The sequence below is a fragment of the Paenibacillus sp. Y859 genome, from assembly GCF_056786405.1.
In genome coordinates, this window is the sequence record NZ_JBXCIZ010000001.1 from 239150 (window position 1) to 257100 (window position 17951).

A 17951-nucleotide genomic window follows, 5' to 3' on the forward strand; every position below is an offset into this window, starting at 1 on the left:
TACCTCCTACAAAAGTTAATAATTATCTTTTACAGCTTTATTTAGTATCCCAAGACAACGATCAAGATCCGTCTTGATCTGTTTCTTATATAGATCAGCTTTCTCTCTACCCTCATCTGTAAAATGATATAAGACAATCTCCTGAAAATCAACTTTGGGATCATTTCCCTTCAATTGCTTCTGCCGATATAATACCCCTTCTTGTACTAATTCATGAAGCGCACGATATATTTCACTCTGTGGAGGTGAATAACCGTAATCGCTGAAATCCTTCCGGAGTTCCTCTAACATTTGATAGCCATAACCCCGTTGCTGCTCGACCATCGTAATCAGATAGACTTTTATAAATGCTCGCTGTGCGATCATGAATGCCATGGGTGGAGCCTCCTTAATTATGATAGATTTTCAAAACAAGTCCTTAAAAAGGAAAACCTTAAAATCCAAGTCCTTAAAACCAAGATCTTAAAACTTTCGTGTAGGGTAACCGCTTCGGTGACGGATTGTCCTTACGATCGCTGTTGCAATATCCATAACTTCATTATAAACCACTATTTCTCAAATTGCACAGCATGAATTATTCATGGGGATCCATTTGAACCAATGATGTGAATGTGATAAAAAGCTTCATAGTATGATGACGTAGGTATGAACTAATATTTTTTTGAAATCACTGTTATGAATTTTTCATATGATGAAATAATTACTGCATAAGCGTATTTAATGAACAACTCAAATTTTACACATGAATCAAATGCTCCAATTGCAGAATCCAAACACCACTTCAGCATCCGTAATGAAATACAGTAATGAATTTAATGTAATCACGGCCCCTAGACAATATGATATTGACGATGTAAATGTAGCTTATTAGTTCAAGAGATTTGGAAGAGGCAGTCATGAACAAGTTCATATCTATAATTTCGGTATTTCGTATAATTCCCTTGCTACTTATCGGATGTGGTGAAACAGCTCTTATGGGATAAGGCATCAAATCATTGTTTATTAAGTAATTTAAGCTAAATCTTTGTTAAGATTAGCAATGAATAAGTCGAATAAAAAAATTAATTGATAAACAATCGATTAGGCAAACTTGATTGTGTTAATAATTGCTGTAGTGGCTTTTGGCTACCTTGTTTCCATTACACCGAACTTTGGCTGGTTAAACTCTCTATTTTTAGGAGCTGTTTTATTTATCTGTGGTTTAATCCCTTTTTATTATGCTTATCGTTTAAGAGTGAAGCAAGCCAAAGAATCGGAAGATGAATAAAGAGGAAGGAAAAAACTCTGTTCCTTTAAAAAGACAGAGTTTTTCTGTCGTAATTTCCTCAATAGCTGCTGATGTTTTCCTTTTCACATTTAATATGCCGATAATTAATTTCTATTTATAATAAGTTTTCCTGAGTTCATTAAGGTAACCATCAAGTTCTGCAAGAATATTGTCATAATCCAATTCACTGATCTCTGAGTTTCTAATATCCTCCAGTATCTGATTTGTAAAACCAATATTCGCCCAAAAAATAAGCTGTTTGCATCTTTCAACGTCCAGCCCTTCTCTGAATTTAGATTCATCAACTATATCAAACATTGTCACATGGCATGATGATTGTTTTCCGTTAATTCTTTCCTCTAACTCCTTATTGATTACATCAGATTTAGTACTGGCAGTAATTTTATTGAATTCGAAAATCCAAGGATGCTTTTGCAGTAACTCAATCTGGAGAAGATATGATTGCCGCAATCTTTCAAAAATATCTTTTTCGTTAAAGTTCATTAGATCCAGATATTCTTTATTAATCATGTCAGTGCAATAATCATAAAGGAATAGAAAAAGGTCCTTTTTGCTATTTACATAGTGGAACATTAACCCTTTTGAAATTCCAGACTCTTTTGCAATAACATTTGTCGAGGCATCATCAAATCCTTTAGTGGCAAATTCCTTTAATGCTGCATTTAAAATAACTTCTCTTCTTTTGGATTCTAGTTTCAAAATTTTTGAAATCGTGATAACCACCTTTATATATTTTTGTATTTTACCCCCTAGGTCAATCATATTATAATTTCATTTTCCTATAAGATCAATACGCATCATCCCGTTCAGCATTTTCACATGCTTCACATTGAAGCCGTATGAAGCAATCATATCCGAACTGGATTTGGACATCACGAAACGATTCACCAGTGTTCAATAACAAAAAGCCCCTCAAATCAAAATCTCTACAGAATTGAAAGTTCTGTAGAGCAAAAAATACCAAATATGAAAGGTATTAAATCAATTTACTTCCTGAGCTGTCTACACTATCGAGTAAGTTCCAGATCGCTTCTATCACTTGGTCTGGACAATCCGTGTGGATCGTAGTATGTCCAGCATTCTCGAGTATACGATGCTCCCCACGCGGAACTGAATTTGCTAATTTTGTATAGATCGTACTTTTTATATTATTGAATGGATCAATAGTCTCACGCAGAAATGATTTACTCATGAGCGGAGTCATGAATGGGTCGATCCCCATCGCTGTAAACACAATCAACGGAATATCCGGCATGTCTCCACCATTACGGACTTCGTTATAGAGCTCGCTGTTCAAGTTTTTCCTTTCAGTAATCGTTTTCGATAATGTCCTGACATGATATTCAATCAGCGGTTCACGTATCGAATCTGGCCACTTTGCAAACATCTGCTCGAATAAACCACGAAAAAGCTGCTTGTAAGTTAGGAGTGTCTGAAGGATTGCAAAACCCTGCTGAAAAAGGTAGCGCTTCTTTAACTTTGGTGTATTGGTGAGAAAGTCCTCATGAGCTGGTTCTAGCAGAAGCATCCCAGCTACCTCATCTGGAAATCGTTGGGCGTACAGGCGTGAGTATATTCCACCCAACGAGTGGCCGACGAACAGATAGGGAGCTGGGACACCGGCGGTATGCAAAACACTCCGCAATTCATCAGTGACCTCGAGGGCACTTCGAGGTAGCTTAACCTGATCGCTCCAGCCCGTTCCCGCTCGATCATAGATCACTGATGTTGTACGCTGACTAATTTTATTGTGGATATTTAAATAATCAAGTCCGACCATGCCGGATGCCGGTATAAATACTACTGTTGGACTTCCAGTCCCAGAACAATCGAGTAACAATTCTCGTCCTTCCACGTTGTAGAAACTTCCAATCGGCGATCCACTGCCTAGGGACTTGTTACCTTGGTGTTTGTTTGTATAATCTTTCATCGCTGCATCAAGACCTCCAAAAGTTATTTTTTCTCATACATTGGAATCAGTGAAGATAGCAGCCCAAAAGAACCATGCGAGGCATCTTCAAATCCCCTTCGTGGCAAGTTACTTTAATGCTGCATTTAAAATAACGCCCTTTCTTTTGGATTTCAGATTCAAAACTTTTGAAATCATGATAATAACCATTATATATATTCACACCTTACCTACTAGGTCAATTTCATTATAACTACGTTTACCTAATAGGTCAATACGCATGAGCCTGTTCAGAATTTTCACATGCTTTACATTGAAGCCGTATGAAGCTAACATGTCCGAGCTGGATTTGGAAGTCACATTGATATGCAGGATGGTCACCTTTGAACTGTAGCTCAGAATAATGAAATCGCGTATTCTTGTGAGTAGAAAACCGTGTGTACATCAAAATATTCCCCATCATGCGTACATTCTCCCTGAAACTGCTTACTCCCGGATATTAAGGGAGTCTCCCTGCTGACTGTTTAGATACCTTTCGACAATTTCAAGCAAAAATAAGAAGGGAGCGTGACTACTACTCCCTTCTTATTTAACAAGTACACATTTGTACGATGATGACTACTTGCTTGCTCATATGTGCCAAGATGTTCAGCAGAACCGTTATGGTCTCTGCTCTTGTAGCGTGGTGTTGAGGAGCGAATTAGTTATTGACTTTACCTTGTCCAATCCCTGCTTGCTTCACGAAAGCAACACTATTTTTCGCCCACGCTGGTATATCCTTGTCATCTGCAAAGTCCGTTGTTGCATTTACTTCGATAGACTGCCCCTTAGTGATTGCGAGTATCGCTGCCATCTCAGCACGTGTAATGTCTGCATCTGGACGGAAAGTACCATCAGATTCCACCATTTACTGCTTGCATGATATTTGACCACTATTATAAGTAAGTGTTAATTACTTATCCACAAATTGGAGAATGCAAACAATTTCACATGAAATACCATCAGCAATATTATTGGGTTGCCAGTTCTTTTTACGTATTATAAAAGAAACGATATTTAAGTAAATAGCCTAAACAAAAAAACCGCTCATGATAAGAGCGGTTAATTTAACTATTGTATCTTAGTCCATCCCATGTTCTTTTCGAATCTTGTACATGCCTTGAACTAACAGCTCTGAAGGGTCCCGATTCAATTGTAAATGTGTGAACAATAGATGTAATGGGAAAGCGCACACGTTATTTCCTTCTTTTATCGCTGGGAATCCAACTTCGAAGATCGGACCGATCTCTTGGTTCCAAGCTAGACCCGCATGAACTTCCTCTGGAGAAAATTCCTCACGTACCTCTGCTATACATTTGGGAACTAACACCTTGTCTATAATTGCTTTCGCTTCGTCTTCGCTTGAGGCTGGTTGTGGAAGAGCTTTGCCTCCCTTATTCTTCATCAGCTCATAGAAGAAAGAAGCCATCCAAATTGCCGGATCATTGCCCGACTGAAACTTTGCAACTAACTCTTGCAGAAAAAAACCACTTGAATAAACATCATTCGAGTCATCCTTCACATGATAAACAAAAACAGGACCATAAGCTTCCAGATTCAACACTTGTCCTTGGACTTCGTTGAAATGCTTTTTCAAAGATACGATGCCGTTATGATGAACTGCCTTTAGGAGCTCAACCCTGTTTTCTTCAGATATAGTTCCTTGATTATTGTTTATTTCCTCGTTGGTTGTCTCATTGTTGGTTTTCATATTCATCTTCACCCCACTTTCTATCATACCATTCCGTCACTTGATTTTGTCCATTTAAAAACAGTACAATTAGGAAATCTATTACTTCATGCACTCTCTTCCTCGCAAAATAGTAGTCATTGAATTGTAGATTTGGTGAATAGATTAACTCAAGGAGACATAGACGATCATGGACATAAAAGAATTATCCAGTTATTGCTTATCAAAAAAGAGTAGCCTAGAAGACTACCCTTTCGGTCACGATGTTCTTGTAATAAAAGTTGCCTCAAAGATGTTCGCTTTAATTGCCTACCATAATAATCAGCTAACGATCAGCCTAAAATGTGATCCATTTATAGCAGAAAACTTAAGACAACAATACTCTTCGATCATTCCCGGGTATCACTTAAACAAAAACCACTGGAACACTGTCTTGATCGATGGTACCATTCCAGAACTAGAATTATTCACAATGATTGATCATTCTTACGAATTGGTGTTTAAAGGATTAAAGAAATCAGAGAAGGATGCCATTATCCAACAGTAATCCATTTTATTGAATTGAAGTATTACTTTCTCCAAATTCTAAAAATTAATCTTCTCCAAGTAAAGCCCACTTGCATCCGCCATGCCACCCGTTTGGACTCGTTCCTTGGAGAGTAGAATGGTAGGTAGTTCTTCCACCTCTATCTCTCCCAATCCAATCTCGATAAGCGTTCCAATCATCTTGCGAACCATATTATAAAGAAATCCATTCCCGCACACACGTAATTCGATGAAGCCTGCAACCTCTTCTAATTCTAGAGAATAAATTTCACGTACCATCGTCTTTTTATTAGACTTGGCATTGGAATATGCAGTGAAATCATGTTCGCCGATAAAATGCTGACATGCTCTTCTCATTTTTTCAATATCCAGCTTCTTCCTAACATGCATACTGTATTTCCGCATAAAGGGATGGCTATATGCCTCGTTCCATATTTTATACAAATATGTTTTATCTTTGGCATGATAACGGGAGTGAAAACGATCATCGACTAGAGTAATCTCCCGAATGCTAATATCCTGGGGTAAATAACTATTCAAAACACTCATCATTTTAGATTCAGTCATATTTTCACTCATTTTAAAATTTGCTATTTGCGCAAGAGCGTGTACCCCCGCATCCGTCCTGCTTGACCCAATAATTTCAATCGGTCGACCTATCATTTCGGATATCGCCTTTTCAATTTTCCCTTGAATCGTATTTTCATTATCTCCCAGACGCTGCCAGCCCTTATATCGTCCACCATCATATTGAATGGTTAGTTTATAATTATTCATTGTTTTCCCCTTTTTCCTTTAACATGATAGTTGCGATTGCGTTTAGTATTATTCCGTTAATTATATAGGATTGTTCACCGAGAAGCACATATTTACACAATTATAATTGTGAATTTTGATTATCACTAATTTACATATGATTTCCTTACAAATTAGCATGGTATTTTTGGCGAATATTATATGTTAGTCTTATTTAGATAGCGCTTTCATAACTTTTGATATTTTTTTATGAAAACGTTATCGAAACCATCTGTACCGAATCAAGATCATATTTATGTATCAAAATTTATCTATTAAAGGAGAACTCAATGACTACAAAAATGCACAAATCTTTCTTATCACTCACCATTGTCACTGCCCTTCTACTCTCTCTGTTCTCTTCCGTTACTTCCGCTGCTCCCACCGATGAGCAAGCTACGGTAGCACCCAAAAGTAAGATGCAATCGTATGTAGACAACATGCAACCTGGATGGAACCTTGGCAATACATTGGACGCACTAGGTGACGATGAAACATCCTGGGGTAATCCGCGTATAACCAAAGCGCTTATTAACGAAATCTCCGCACAAGGCTATAAAAGTATTCGACTTCCCATCACATGGGATAATCACATCGGTGAGGCACCAGATTATACTATTGAAAAATCCTACCTCGATCGTGTAGAAGAAGTGGTTGGCTGGGCGCTAGATGCAGACCTGTATGTGATGATTAACATCCATCATGACTCTTGGCTATGGGTAAGCCATATGGAAGAGAAACATGATGAAGTTCTGGCACGTTATAACGCTGCCTGGACCCAAATTGCTGATGTCTTCAAGGATCAATCGGACAAGCTAATGTTCGAAAGTATTAATGAGCCACGCTTCACTGATGGTGGCAGCACGGATGAGACAAAGATGGAAGAAATGCTAGTGGAACTCAATACATCCTTCCATACCATCGTCCGCAAATCCGGTGGCAACAACGCTGAGAGACCACTGGTCCTGCCTTCATTAGAAACTACTCCTTCAGAAACAAGAATGAATGCGCTTTATAAGACCATTACAGCGCTGAACGATCCAAATATAATCGCAACCGTCCATTACTATGGCTTCTGGCCATTTAGCGTGAACATTGCGGGTCACACGACATTTGATAAAGATACAAAGAACGATATTACTCAAACTTTTGATAACGTATACAACACTTTCGTTGCTAAAGGGATTCCGGTTATCATCGGTGAATACGGCCTACTTGGCTTCGATGTAGATACAGGTGTTATTGAACAAGGTGAGAAGCTGAAATTCTTCGAGTACCTAACTCATTATGCGAAAGAAAAAAAATTAGCTACGATGCTTTGGGATAACGGTCAGCATTTAAATCGTACGACTCATAAGTGGTCAGATCCTGAACTGCATAACATCTTGATGTCAGGTTTGAAGGAACGTTCAGCAACTCTTGAATCCGACCTAATCTTCCTTAATAAGAATTCTAAGATTAAGGACACGAACGTTAATCTTAACCTGAACGGTAATAAATTCAAAACGATTAGTGCCAATAATAAATATTTGATTGAAGGAAAAGACTACACCTTGAAAGGCGAAGTACTTACCTTAAAGGCAAGCAAGCTTTCTGTACTCACCGCTTCCAAGAAAATAGGTGAAGAGGTGGTCTTTACTGTCAAATTCAACAAAGGCGTAACTTGGAAGCTAAAACTGACAGTGTCAGACACAGTTAAATTCAGTAATGCAAAAGGTACAACCGAAGTTTTTGCCATTCCAACTATCTTTAACGGCAATCAACTTGCCACGATGGAAGCCGTATATCCAGATGGCAGCAATGCAGGTCCACAAGACTGGACTCCATTCAAAGAATTCGGCTATACATTCGCACCATCTTATGACACTAATGAGATCAAGTTGCTTCCGAACTTCTTTAAAGATGTAAAAGACAGCGATGTGACTTTGAAATTCCATTTCTGGAATGGTGATGTTATTTCCTATAAGATCACGAAGAATGGAACGAACGTTGTCGGTACAGTTTTGTAATAGCTATTCATGCGAACAAGCAGAAGTTATAATTCCTTATATTTCCAATAAAAGGCGTTCTCCAGAGAGGTTTCTGGAGAACGCTTTTTGATCTTGAGAAACCTATATTTTCTCCAGTAACTCTATTCCTCATCCAATACGCCGAGCGCTTTATTTTATCGACAAAATTTCTTTTATATACCCAGTTAATTCTTTTGCTGCCTTCTCGTGGGATAATATTCCTGGATGACTTCTTGCACCTACTGTTTCATCACTCATATTGGGTAGTTGATAAACCGAAACCTTCCGATCTCCAGTCTTTTTAGTATAACAATCTACTGCGCGGTAGATAGCTGGCATCAAGGGTACACCTAGCATTCCATATGCCCATATAATATGTGCCTCTTTATTATATTTTCTAAGCTGAATAAGAAAATTTCCGACTGCTTCCTCAAAGGATTTTAAATCATCTGCATTATAGGTGCCATCTTCATTTAATCGTTGTTTATACCTTTTCCCATTTACTTCATCTATCCACTCTGGTGAATGAAAAGCACCCGCATCATTTGTTCCAAGATTAACCACCACAACGTCTGGCTGCCACGAATAAAAATCATTTTCTTTCAATGCTCCTAAAGCTTCATTTTTCACTCCAGTAAGAAGTCCACACACTTTATCGTAATATTTAGGAATATTAGCATGTGGATTATTGTCCCAGCTTGTAAGTACACCCCATCCACTTTGAGATATCATTCGATAGTCTGCATTCAAAGCTTCTGCTGTTATCGTACTATAATTGTTTGATGCGCTAAACCACATCGAAATCCAGTCTTCTTCCGTCTTTGACCCAATAATTCCTTCCCCTGAAGTAATACTGTCTCCTATAAACTCAACCTTATATGGTTTCTCCTCAACAGCCAACAATTCCCCATCAAACTTCACTGCATGGATCTGTAGTGAGCAATCAGGATCTCCACTCATCGCCTGGACCTCTTTTACAATACGAACATTTTTCACAACATCCTCACTCATCCCTCTAAATACACAAACCCAATACCTCCCTGCTGTCAGCATTTGTCTACTTACAGGAACAGAGTTAATTATTGTGCTAATCCAAGGCTCATAACTTTCATAATCCACTTCTACTTCAATCCATAGTTCAGAACCCTTTGCATTTAATTCAATAGCACTTCCTGTCCAAAAAAGAGTCAATGGGGAAAGACACCCTGTTGTTCTACCATGAACTTTTAAATTTTCGATATCCGCTAATGTATGTACCTCTAACCTTTCATTCTTCTTCATTGTTGTTCCTCCTTTATTAAATATTTCAGTTCATCTTAATAACATATACTATCTCGGCTATTTCCTTTCCCCATCAATATTAAGCACCCCACATTCATGGAGTGCTTTGCACGAAATAAAGATTGAGAGCTATAATGAGCATCCTAATGTTATGGTTCTTGATTATTCACTCTTAACCTTCCTATGCAATATCGCATACCCAAATGGTGGAAGTTCCAAGTTCAATTGACCATGCACAGTTGTAACTAGTGTATCGGACACTATGTCCATCCAGCCTTCTCCCGTTACCGTTGTCCGAAATGCAGAGGCTTCTTCTGATTTGTTAATAAGAATAACGAACCGATCCTGAGCATCTCGGCGCTCGTAGATTAAATTCCCGTCGTTCGCCTGATCCTGTAGAAAGGTGAGCATTCCGTCTTGTAATGCAGAATATTGGTGTCGCAAAGTGATTGTTTTCTTGAAAAATTTGAGTAAGTCACCATTCTGCTTCTGCGGATCCCATTCCATACATTTGCGGTTATCAGGGTCATGCTCCCCGTCCATACCAATTTCATCGCCGTAATAAATACAAGGAGCGCCTGGGAACGTAAGTTGGAACAAGGAAGCTAGCTTCATCCGTTCTATGCTATTTCCACACAACGTGAGCAACCGCACCGTATCGTGACTGCCGAGCAAATTAAAAGCAACTTCATTCACTTGCTGTGGATAGCTACTCAATTGCCCGCCAAGCCTATTAACGAACTGACTTGCTCCGATCCGATCATGTGCAAAAAAGTCCAGGCATACCTTCGTAAATGGATAATTCATGACCGCATCGAATTGGTCGCCAAGTAGCCACGGTAGTGCATCGTTCATAATTTCACCAACAATATACGCGTCTGGATTGACATCCTTTACTGTTTTTCGAAACTCCCTCCAGAAGGCATGATCAACCTCGTTCGCTACATCGAGTCTCCAACCATCGATTTCAACTTCTTCTATCCAATACTTCGCTACCTTAAGTAGGTAATCCTTCACTTCAGCATTTTCGGTATTCAATTTCGGCATGATCGGCTCGAAGCCGAACGTATCGTAAGTCGGTACGCCATCCTTCACCGTGAGCGGCCATTCATGCACGTGAAACCAATCGGCATAAGGAGAGGTATCACCATGAGCCATCACATCTACAAACGGTTCAAATGTGTGACCGCTATGAATCAGCTTTCTTCGTCCGAATCCGGATATGCAAAGTCTGATCATCATAGGCATAAGACCAATTAAATTTTGCACGGTGATAAATAGCTTCTATATTCATATTTGTATCATTCTCCTTTTCCCGGGATAATGCAAAAAGGGCCCAACCCACGTATACACGAGGTTGAACCCAAAGGTTACATTGCCCTTTAATTACCATCAGACTAACATAGCATCTTTATTTCGTCAATAACAGGACCATATTGGATGCAGTCTTTCCTAAAAGTGGTTGTGCTGCCGCTCGTCGGGTATATGAGTGATGACATCGTCCATATCTAGTTTTTCGAAAATCTCATTGATACTTCCCAATGAAAAAGTAACAAAAAAAAGCTCAAACATCATGTTTGAACTTCATCAACTTACTCTGGCCATTCAAAAGATTCATCCGCAACCTCTCGCTTCATCTCATTGAAGAACCAAGTGACTCCCTTCCACCAATCTGGATCCTCGGCATAGGTGAGATTTAACCATTGAATCGGGTGACTTGCTCCTGGACGACGACCACTAATATTAAATACTGTCCGTGCTGCTATCGTAGCTGAACCTTCAATCGTTGTATTGTAACTCTCCCAACTACCAAAAACGTTAAAAGGATTATTCGCTATTTCTTCAGCCCGCGTATGATCCTTTCGAACGAATCCTTGTTCTTGTCCAGTAATCGCGAACAACAAGAGAGGGTGAATATTGAATTCCTTGCTTGCTTTCACAATCGCGGACAAATAAGGTTCCTCGGCTAACATGGAGTTTTTATCCCGCAAATATTGCTGCAAACGTTTCGTATCTATAGAAACATATTCGAAATCTTTAGGAATTCCATCGACTGGCTCCTGCTTCACATTCTCATTCAACTTAAGTTCTAGCACTTCACCTGTTACATCTGGTACGAGTACAGACGACTGTTGATCCCATGGAAGTGGCATAATCAGTAATAACGAGAGAATAACGGCCATCGAACAAGCTAGCGCAATCCATTTCTTTCGATTGAACCATTCCTTGTTCCATATTGGAACAACAGGCTCGCTGGCAACTGCAATCTCGCTATATACACTCATCTGATGCTGATCCAATTCCTGCTCCAGCACTTGTAGTGAGACGGCATCTATAGGCATTAATTGCTGTGACCACTGAAGAAGGTTGTTTCGAACAACCGCTTCATCCACAGGAGATTCAGATCTACTGCACACCCATGCAGCTAAGGAGGATAATAGATCCTCTTGTCTCAAATCCAAAGACATACAATGTTGAAGCACATCTTCCGCATGAATGACGAGGGTTTCTCTATGCTTCATAAGTAGCTCATGACAAATCTGCTTCTTCACCTCATCTGGAAAAGAAGGAAGACGGCTCTCAATGATCCGATGCACCGCATCGGCTAATATCGGTGCCCGTTGCTTCGGCTCAAGACTGCGATGCTTGTCTTCAATATAATGCTTCAATCGTACAACTTCTCCACCAGATAAAACATACTCTTGCATCCTAATGATCCCAGCCCATCCTCAAGTTCAGTTAGGGATACATCCCCTTTGAAAGTGATTCCACGTTCGGGCTGGAATATCCTTCTTGAATGTATCAGCATTATCGTATGCGAATTGTAAAAGTCATCCGTTCGACTCTTCCATCCACAATTCCAGAAGATTATCAAGCTGTGATTGTCTCTCTACCCGCTCATGCCACCTTGCTTCAAGTTGAAGTGTATCGCCTATATGATCTAGACGATGAAGATCTTCGTCGGCACGGATTAGCTCCTCTTCAAGTACAGCAATTTCAAGTTCCAACTGCTCAAGTTTCCGCTCGTTTGTACGACTCAAGTCGGTGCTTTTAACCCCTTTGACTCCTTGTTTCTGCCGATCAGTAGCGAAAGTTTTCCCTTCGGTTATACGTGATGCACCACTCACCAATTTGCTCTCTTTCGACAACCGTTCTTCACTCTTCCCTTTAAAATCATCATAATTACCGAGATATTTAGCAATCTTACCTTGCTTCAGCTCCCACACACTCTTCGCTAGACGATTAATGAAATAACGATCATGGGAAATCGCCAATACCGTTCCTGGATAATCTTCCAACGCCTCCTCCAATGCTTCGCGTGAAGCCATATCAAGATGATTCGTCGGCTCATCCAGCAGAAGTAGGTTCGGCTTACGTCTTACAAGCACTGCTAGACGCAAGCGAGACCATTCACCGCCAGAGAGCATTTGCAATGGCTTGAATACGTCAGCGCCAAAGAACAAATATTTCGCCAACACATTTCGCGCTTCACCTTCCTCCAAACTTCCCTCAGTCTGAAAATATTCCAATACCGTCAGCTTATTGTCGTTCACTGGTTCTTGCTGAGCCAAGTAACCCATTTCCACACGTGCCCCTCGCTCTACCTCACCTGCATCCGCCTCAAACGAACCTAGAAGCAGGTTGAACAGCGTCGTTTTGCCCGATCCATTATCCCCCAATAACACGACCTTCTCACCGTACAGCAGACTCCCCTCTGCTCCATTCAAAATCACCTGTGTCCCGAATTTCTTCGTCAAACCCTCGAATGTGATCACCTTGCGGCCAGAACGATCGAGTGGGGACAGATCGAAATCCGCCGTTTTCTGCTCCAGTACGGGACGTTTTACAGCCTCCATCCTTTCTAAAGCTTTACGAATCGACGCTGCCCGTTTGAAAAATTTCTCATCCCCTGCAACTCGCCCCCATTCCTCTAACTGACGAATCGTTTCTTTCATTTTTTTCATCACCTTCTGCTGCTCTTGAAACTGCGCGAACTGTTGCAAAAGACGTGCTTCCTTCTCCTTCATATATCCACTGTAGTTAGTAAGATACGTATAAGCCTCTCCATCCTCCAATTCGATCATTTTCGTGCCGATAGCATCGAGGAAATAACGATCATGCGATACGATAATACATGCGCCATCATAACGTTGAAGAAACTGCTCCAGCCACTCTATCCCCTTGAGATCTAAGTGATTCGTCGGCTCATCTAATAGCAATAAATCTGGACGGACAACTAATTGGGACGCCAGAACAATACGAGTCTTCTCCCCACCGGACAAACTGCCAAACATCCGCTCATCGTTGCTACGATCAATCTGCAATCCACTTGCTACTTGATCAATAGCCGTATCCATCTCATAACCGCCACTTCGTTCAAAGCGTTCCTGAACTACCGCATACGTCTTGAGCAGAGCCTCCATCAGTTCAGGATTGACAACAGCCTCAGAGCTGGACATTTGCTGTTCGATAACGAGCATTTCCTGCTTAGTGACCATCAGTTCCCGATAACCATAAGCTAGTACCTTATATACGTTTAGTTTCTCGAACTCGGCAGGAATTTGTGGCAAATAACCAATACGTAATCCCTTCTTGATCGTTAGCATACCTTCATCTACCCGCTCATGGCCCGCAATTAACCGGAGTAAACTCGATTTTCCGCTGCCGTTACGGCCTATCAGACCGACTTTCTCACCGGTTTGGAGTTGAAGCGTTACCCCGTCCAATACAAGATTTGCAGCATGGTATTTTTTTATTTGTTGAATATTAACTATTATCATTTCAAAAGCCTCCTATTTAGATGAAGACCCTAACATTTGATGCACAAAAAGAGCCGCAGCAACAAGCCCGCGACCCTCAGGATGGTAAAAATATCCGTTGTGGTTAAGGTAGGCGTCTTCTCACGAATGGTTCAAACGTATGTTCAGAATTGGACAGACTGATCCCGTTCGTGAAAAATGTATGAACAATACCAGCCATAGAAATCGGCAGCTGGCTAATACGGTTATTGACCATTTCGTGATTCACCTACCTCACCCCCTTCACATTAATTTCTATACTTTAACATAAATAATGATGTTAAGCAATGCTTTCCATATGTGTGGAGTCGGTAATAGAAGCTTACGTTTGTTGATGGTATAACAATGGTTAATAAAACTAGGGTTTTACGATAATATAACTACTTTCCATAAATAGGTTCGCCCGAAACTGCATCTATATACTGTAAAGTTCGTTTCTCCCCCCACTCATTGCAGGTAGTCGCGGTCGGTTCATATAATAGCCGATATGCAGTAACCTCTTGATCAGGGTCTAAGTGCCACTCAAGATGAAGTTTCATCTGTTCGGCATAGTAATCAAATACGGTTTCCGACTCGAGAATTGGATTGAAACTGCGTCCTACCAATTCTAGAATCATCTCATAAGAAACACCCATATAGTTACAGACGTCTCCCGTCGATGTGCTAACACTGATCGTTATTCTCTCATGGTTCACGGGGATTCCGTCGATATAAACGGGCAAATAGAAAAATTCACGTTCGCACGGTTCCCCATCTGATTCATCTTTATCAATTTCAAGTTGGAGATAATCGTTGTAGTCTGGAAATACGATACGCAGAAATTGTTCAGCCTTCTTCCAACACTGTTCCCGGTTTAGCGCCGTTTCTCCTTCCTTCACCCGATCTAACCAGTGATACCCGACCAGACGTCCAGTCGTCTTCTCCAGTTGTACCATGATCGAGGAGTCCCTAAAATTACGCAGATTTTTACCCCATTTTCGTTCCATGTAAGCATCTCTTGACAAGGGATCCCGTTCTGGGTTCTCCTCCTCCTGCCCCCTTAGTTGATAAAAGGATCTTATTCTCTCCCCGTCATCCGTCGACTTCTCTAGCACATAATGCTCTAGATTGATCCCAAGCCGTTGTTCCCAGGACACCGTCTCGTCAGTAGCAGGCGTCGGAACAGTATCGATTAGCACCAAAGGGCGACTTGGCGGCATGACGTAGTGTTCAGGACCAAACAGATCACGACCTGTAACAGCATCAATACTTTGATGGCCTAAAATCGGTTCATACACTAGTCGATATTCCTGTTCGGTTCCTTTCATTTCATACATAGAAGGATGTAGGGAAACAATCGTTAGTGCCATCCGTAAATTGCTCCGTATATCCTTCATCACAGTATCCGCATCCACAATGGGGGACGGCCATTCAGGCTTCCGAGCCTTATTAGCCTTTCCCCCATCTAGATGATATCGTACGACGTTTAGTTCTGTATCTAGCGTCAGCCAACAACCTGTGCCGGGTAGAGGCAGCCCGCCGACTTCCTCGCGAAACGTAAAGTCGACTCTGTCTCTTCTTTTTTCAAGTAAGACTGACGTATATTCCTCAGGATAGGGAGCAAACTTCGCAACGAATTCATCGGCTACCGCTCTAGCCTTCCCATCCATGCCTAACCGTTTAGCCTCCTCCTTGGTCTCTCTCACTTCTTCCCGATCAATAGCAAGCCGTGTCAGGTGTCCGGTTACCAAATCCAGTGTGATCTCAATTGTGTGATCCCGATTTGCAGGGTCCTCCCAGATAAAGCACCGTTCTTTCTCATCGCCTTCGGGCATGTTGTCTTCCATCTCTAGCTGATAATACTCGGGTATCATAACAATGGTTTTCGCTCTAGCCAAAAGCTTCTCTTTATCGATTGACACGTTTTCCCTCCTACTAAAGTCATCCTTTTACGCAATCATTACAAGCAATACCTATGAGCAATACTATCACATCTATTCTTTCAGACCCATCAATATCAAGCACTCTACATGTGTCATATACATGATTACAAACATCCTCAAACAAAGAAATGGCACATGTGAGCTACTTCCTTAGCAATCAAGGAGTTGTTAATCTCACATAGCCCACTTCCTCTACCAACTGTTGGCCTTGAGGTCCTTGCATCCACTCTAGAAATGGAGCAATCATTGGCTTAGGATTATCCTTCCTCAATGTAATAGCATACAAATGAGCGGAAAATGGATAAGTGCCATTTGAAATATTATCTTCATTGGGTTCCACCCCGTTGATAGCAAGAAGTTTAATACCCGTGCTTTGATTCATACCTGTTGCAAAAAAACGAAATGAAAACCCAATTGAATTTTCATAATTCCGATAATCAGCTACTTGCTCTAGAATTCCGCCCATACCGCGTGGTACCTCTTCTTTTAAAGGTTTAATTATAGGTGTGTCTCCCATAATCTTTTCCAAAAGGGTCTGGCTTCCCGAATTTTCGGGACGTTGGAATGCAACGATCTTCTTGTTCTTCCCACCAACTTCTTTCCAGTTCTGAGTCTTACCGGAGTATATGTCTGTAATCTCTGACACCGTCAACCCTTTGATCGCATTATTTTCGTTCACAAAGAATACGAATGCTTCCTTACCGATGGGTGTCATGACTAGTTCATGCCCACTCTCTTTTGCCATTTTCAGCTGATGCGCAGACGGTTCTGCCCCAAAGTAAATGTCAACTTCTCCTCTCAATAACCGTTCATAAGCATAAATAGTGTTTGTGAAGCTGACGAATGCCCCCTTAGAATCCCCTAAATCCGTCTGGTCGTATGTGGCCTGAGCAAAAGCAGAGTAGACAGGAAAAGCCGCTTCCGCTCCATCTAAAATAAGCATACCTTTGGAATCTTCAATTCTAAATTGCGCTTCTTCTGCCAGCCGTGGCAATCGATTACTAGGATTTGAAACGTCATATGGCCACAAATCAGTACTTGAGTAGCCTCCTCCATGCTCAAATCCATAAGAAAGCAGTACGGTTTGGCTACGCTGCCACTGCACTGAGCCTCCGATTCCACCTGCTATTAAAATAACGATAGCTACGGAAATCAACTGTTTACTATGTATTTCAACCCTTGGCAGCCGCGTTCTCTCTTTCAAGAAATATCCTAATACAAAAGTCGAGTGAAAAAATAAAGGGGCTAATAAATATAAGATTCCCGTCCCTCCGAATGAAGCCATAAAGCTAATAGGGAGAAACGGTATATGCAACAAGGCGTAAGCACCCCATATAGGGTCTCCATAAAAACCATCACTGATTAACATCCCTACAGCCCAGACCACAACAGTGTAACCTAGTGGATATACAACGGGTAAATATCTTTTACCAAAACTACCAGGAAGATGTCTGTCCATAGCCGCAAATATACCCGATGCTATTCCACTTATGGGCATTAACACCATTGTAATGTTCACCAAGCTCAAATTTGTGTTCATCAAAGCTAACGTCAGTATGGAAAAGGTGAATGGTAACAAACCACAATATAATAGCAATATCCGTAATACGTATCCCATTGTATTCACTCCTTCAGATTGGCATAAGATCAAAAGTAAGTTAATCGAATCATTA

Annotated in this window: 17 protein-coding genes; 3 read left to right on the plus strand and 14 right to left on the minus strand. The window is 40.8% G+C overall.

All coding sequences use genetic code 11. From position 1 onward, the window contains the following. Nucleotides 1-15 precede the first annotated feature (15 nt). Complete coding sequence (locus tag AC1TO8_RS01250) at nt 16-375, minus strand: replication termination protein (RefSeq protein ID WP_482053805.1); 360 nt, start codon at nt 373-375, stop codon at nt 16-18. A 721-nt stretch (nt 376-1096) separates the two neighbouring features. Between AC1TO8_RS01250 and AC1TO8_RS01255 the strand changes: the two genes are divergently transcribed. After that, on the plus strand, nt 1097-1267 hold the full coding sequence (locus AC1TO8_RS01255; protein ID WP_482053806.1) for a hypothetical protein: 171 nt from the start codon (nt 1097-1099) through the stop codon (nt 1265-1267). 111 nt (nt 1268-1378) lie between these two features. Here the strand turns inward: AC1TO8_RS01255 and AC1TO8_RS01260 are convergent, their stop codons facing one another. The 4 genes from AC1TO8_RS01260 to AC1TO8_RS01275 form a co-directional block, all read right to left on the minus strand. Further along, entirely contained in the window at nt 1379-2050 is a 672-nt protein-coding gene (locus AC1TO8_RS01260) for a TetR/AcrR family transcriptional regulator (protein WP_482053807.1), read from the minus strand. Nucleotides 2051-2264: 214 nt separating this feature from the next. Next, nucleotides 2265-3218: an alpha/beta fold hydrolase gene (locus tag AC1TO8_RS01265; protein ID WP_482053808.1), complete on the minus strand. Its 954-nt coding sequence runs from the start codon at nt 3216-3218 to the stop codon at nt 2265-2267. Nucleotides 3219-3897: 679 nt separating this feature from the next. Beyond that, complete coding sequence (locus AC1TO8_RS01270) at nt 3898-4104, minus strand: S-layer homology domain-containing protein (RefSeq protein ID WP_482053809.1); 207 nt, start codon at nt 4102-4104, stop codon at nt 3898-3900. A 213-nt stretch (nt 4105-4317) separates the two neighbouring features. Continuing rightward, the gene (locus AC1TO8_RS01275; RefSeq protein WP_482053810.1) at nt 4318-4947 is read right to left on the minus strand and encodes a hypothetical protein; all 630 of its coding nucleotides are present in this window, start codon (nt 4945-4947) and stop codon (nt 4318-4320) included. Nucleotides 4948-5116: 169 nt separating this feature from the next. On the opposite strand from AC1TO8_RS01275, the gene AC1TO8_RS01280 reads away from it, so the two are divergent. Then, on the plus strand, nt 5117-5473 hold the full coding sequence (locus AC1TO8_RS01280; protein ID WP_482053811.1) for an MmcQ/YjbR family DNA-binding protein: 357 nt from the start codon (nt 5117-5119) through the stop codon (nt 5471-5473). Nucleotides 5474-5511: 38 nt separating this feature from the next. On the opposite strand, the gene truA is transcribed toward AC1TO8_RS01280, so the two are convergent. Then, entirely contained in the window at nt 5512-6249 is a 738-nt protein-coding gene (gene truA, locus AC1TO8_RS01285) for a tRNA pseudouridine(38-40) synthase TruA (RefSeq protein WP_482053812.1), read from the minus strand. A gap of 308 nt (nt 6250-6557) precedes the next feature. On the opposite strand from truA, the gene AC1TO8_RS01290 reads away from it, so the two are divergent. Beyond that, the gene (locus tag AC1TO8_RS01290; RefSeq protein ID WP_482053813.1) at nt 6558-8276 is read left to right on the plus strand and encodes a cellulase family glycosylhydrolase; all 1719 of its coding nucleotides are present in this window, start codon (nt 6558-6560) and stop codon (nt 8274-8276) included. A gap of 150 nt (nt 8277-8426) precedes the next feature. On the opposite strand, the gene AC1TO8_RS01295 is transcribed toward AC1TO8_RS01290, so the two are convergent. From AC1TO8_RS01295 to AC1TO8_RS01330, 8 genes are all read right to left on the minus strand, one after another. After that, complete coding sequence (locus tag AC1TO8_RS01295) at nt 8427-9557, minus strand: SGNH/GDSL hydrolase family protein (RefSeq protein ID WP_482053814.1); 1131 nt, start codon at nt 9555-9557, stop codon at nt 8427-8429. A gap of 162 nt (nt 9558-9719) precedes the next feature. After that, nucleotides 9720-10826 carry a glycoside hydrolase family 13 protein gene (locus AC1TO8_RS01300; protein WP_482053815.1) on the minus strand — a complete coding sequence of 369 codons (1107 nt, stop codon included), beginning with the start codon at nt 10824-10826 and terminating at the stop codon, nt 9720-9722. Then, nucleotides 10747-10950, minus strand: coding sequence for an alpha amylase N-terminal ig-like domain-containing protein (locus AC1TO8_RS01305; protein WP_482053816.1), 204 nt, complete (start codon nt 10948-10950; stop codon nt 10747-10749). Before AC1TO8_RS01305 ends, AC1TO8_RS01300 begins: the two co-directional genes overlap by 80 nt. A gap of 199 nt (nt 10951-11149) precedes the next feature. Further along, nucleotides 11150-12265, minus strand: coding sequence for a hypothetical protein (locus AC1TO8_RS01310; protein ID WP_482053817.1), 1116 nt, complete (start codon nt 12263-12265; stop codon nt 11150-11152). A 123-nt stretch (nt 12266-12388) separates the two neighbouring features. Then, nucleotides 12389-14338, minus strand: coding sequence for a ribosomal protection-like ABC-F family protein (gene abc-f / locus AC1TO8_RS01315; protein WP_482053818.1), 1950 nt, complete (start codon nt 14336-14338; stop codon nt 12389-12391). Nucleotides 14339-14441: 103 nt separating this feature from the next. After that, nucleotides 14442-14585, minus strand: coding sequence for an RAxF-45 family protein (locus AC1TO8_RS01320; RefSeq protein ID WP_482053819.1), 144 nt, complete (start codon nt 14583-14585; stop codon nt 14442-14444). 151 nt (nt 14586-14736) lie between these two features. Further along, nucleotides 14737-16257 (minus strand): YcdB/YcdC domain-containing protein, encoded by a 1521-nt coding sequence (locus tag AC1TO8_RS01325; protein ID WP_482053820.1) that lies wholly within the window; start codon nt 16255-16257, stop codon nt 14737-14739. A 178-nt stretch (nt 16258-16435) separates the two neighbouring features. Then, complete coding sequence (locus AC1TO8_RS01330; protein ID WP_482053821.1) at nt 16436-17896, minus strand: PstS family phosphate ABC transporter substrate-binding protein; 1461 nt, start codon at nt 17894-17896, stop codon at nt 16436-16438. Nucleotides 17897-17951: the final 55 nt, after the last annotated feature.

Bases quoted from the DNA above. Each gene is read 5' to 3' on its own strand.
- AC1TO8_RS01250 (WP_482053805.1), bottom strand. From the start codon at position 375: ATGGCATTCATGATCGCACAGCGAGCATTTATAAAAGTCTATCTGATT.
- AC1TO8_RS01260 (WP_482053807.1), bottom strand. From the start codon at position 2,050: ATGATTGACCTAGGGGGTAAAATACAAAAATATATAAAGGTGGTTATC.
- AC1TO8_RS01265 (WP_482053808.1), bottom strand. From the start codon at position 3,218: ATGAAAGATTATACAAACAAACACCAAGGTAACAAGTCCCTAGGCAGT.
- AC1TO8_RS01270 (WP_482053809.1), bottom strand. From the start codon at position 4,104: ATGGTGGAATCTGATGGTACTTTCCGTCCAGATGCAGACATTACACGT.
- AC1TO8_RS01275 (WP_482053810.1), bottom strand. From the start codon at position 4,947: ATGAAAACCAACAATGAGACAACCAACGAGGAAATAAACAATAATCAA.
- AC1TO8_RS01280 (WP_482053811.1), top strand. From the start codon at position 5,117: ATGGACATAAAAGAATTATCCAGTTATTGCTTATCAAAAAAGAGTAGC.
- truA (WP_482053812.1), bottom strand. From the start codon at position 6,249: ATGAATAATTATAAACTAACCATTCAATATGATGGTGGACGATATAAG.
- AC1TO8_RS01290 (WP_482053813.1), top strand. From the start codon at position 6,558: ATGACTACAAAAATGCACAAATCTTTCTTATCACTCACCATTGTCACT.
- AC1TO8_RS01295 (WP_482053814.1), bottom strand. From the start codon at position 9,557: ATGAAGAAGAATGAAAGGTTAGAGGTACATACATTAGCGGATATCGAA.
- AC1TO8_RS01305 (WP_482053816.1), bottom strand. From the start codon at position 10,950: ATGGTAATTAAAGGGCAATGTAACCTTTGGGTTCAACCTCGTGTATAC.
- AC1TO8_RS01310 (WP_482053817.1), bottom strand. From the start codon at position 12,265: ATGCAAGAGTATGTTTTATCTGGTGGAGAAGTTGTACGATTGAAGCAT.
- abc-f (WP_482053818.1), bottom strand. From the start codon at position 14,338: ATGATAATAGTTAATATTCAACAAATAAAAAAATACCATGCTGCAAAT.
- AC1TO8_RS01330 (WP_482053821.1), bottom strand. From the start codon at position 17,896: ATGGGATACGTATTACGGATATTGCTATTATATTGTGGTTTGTTACCA.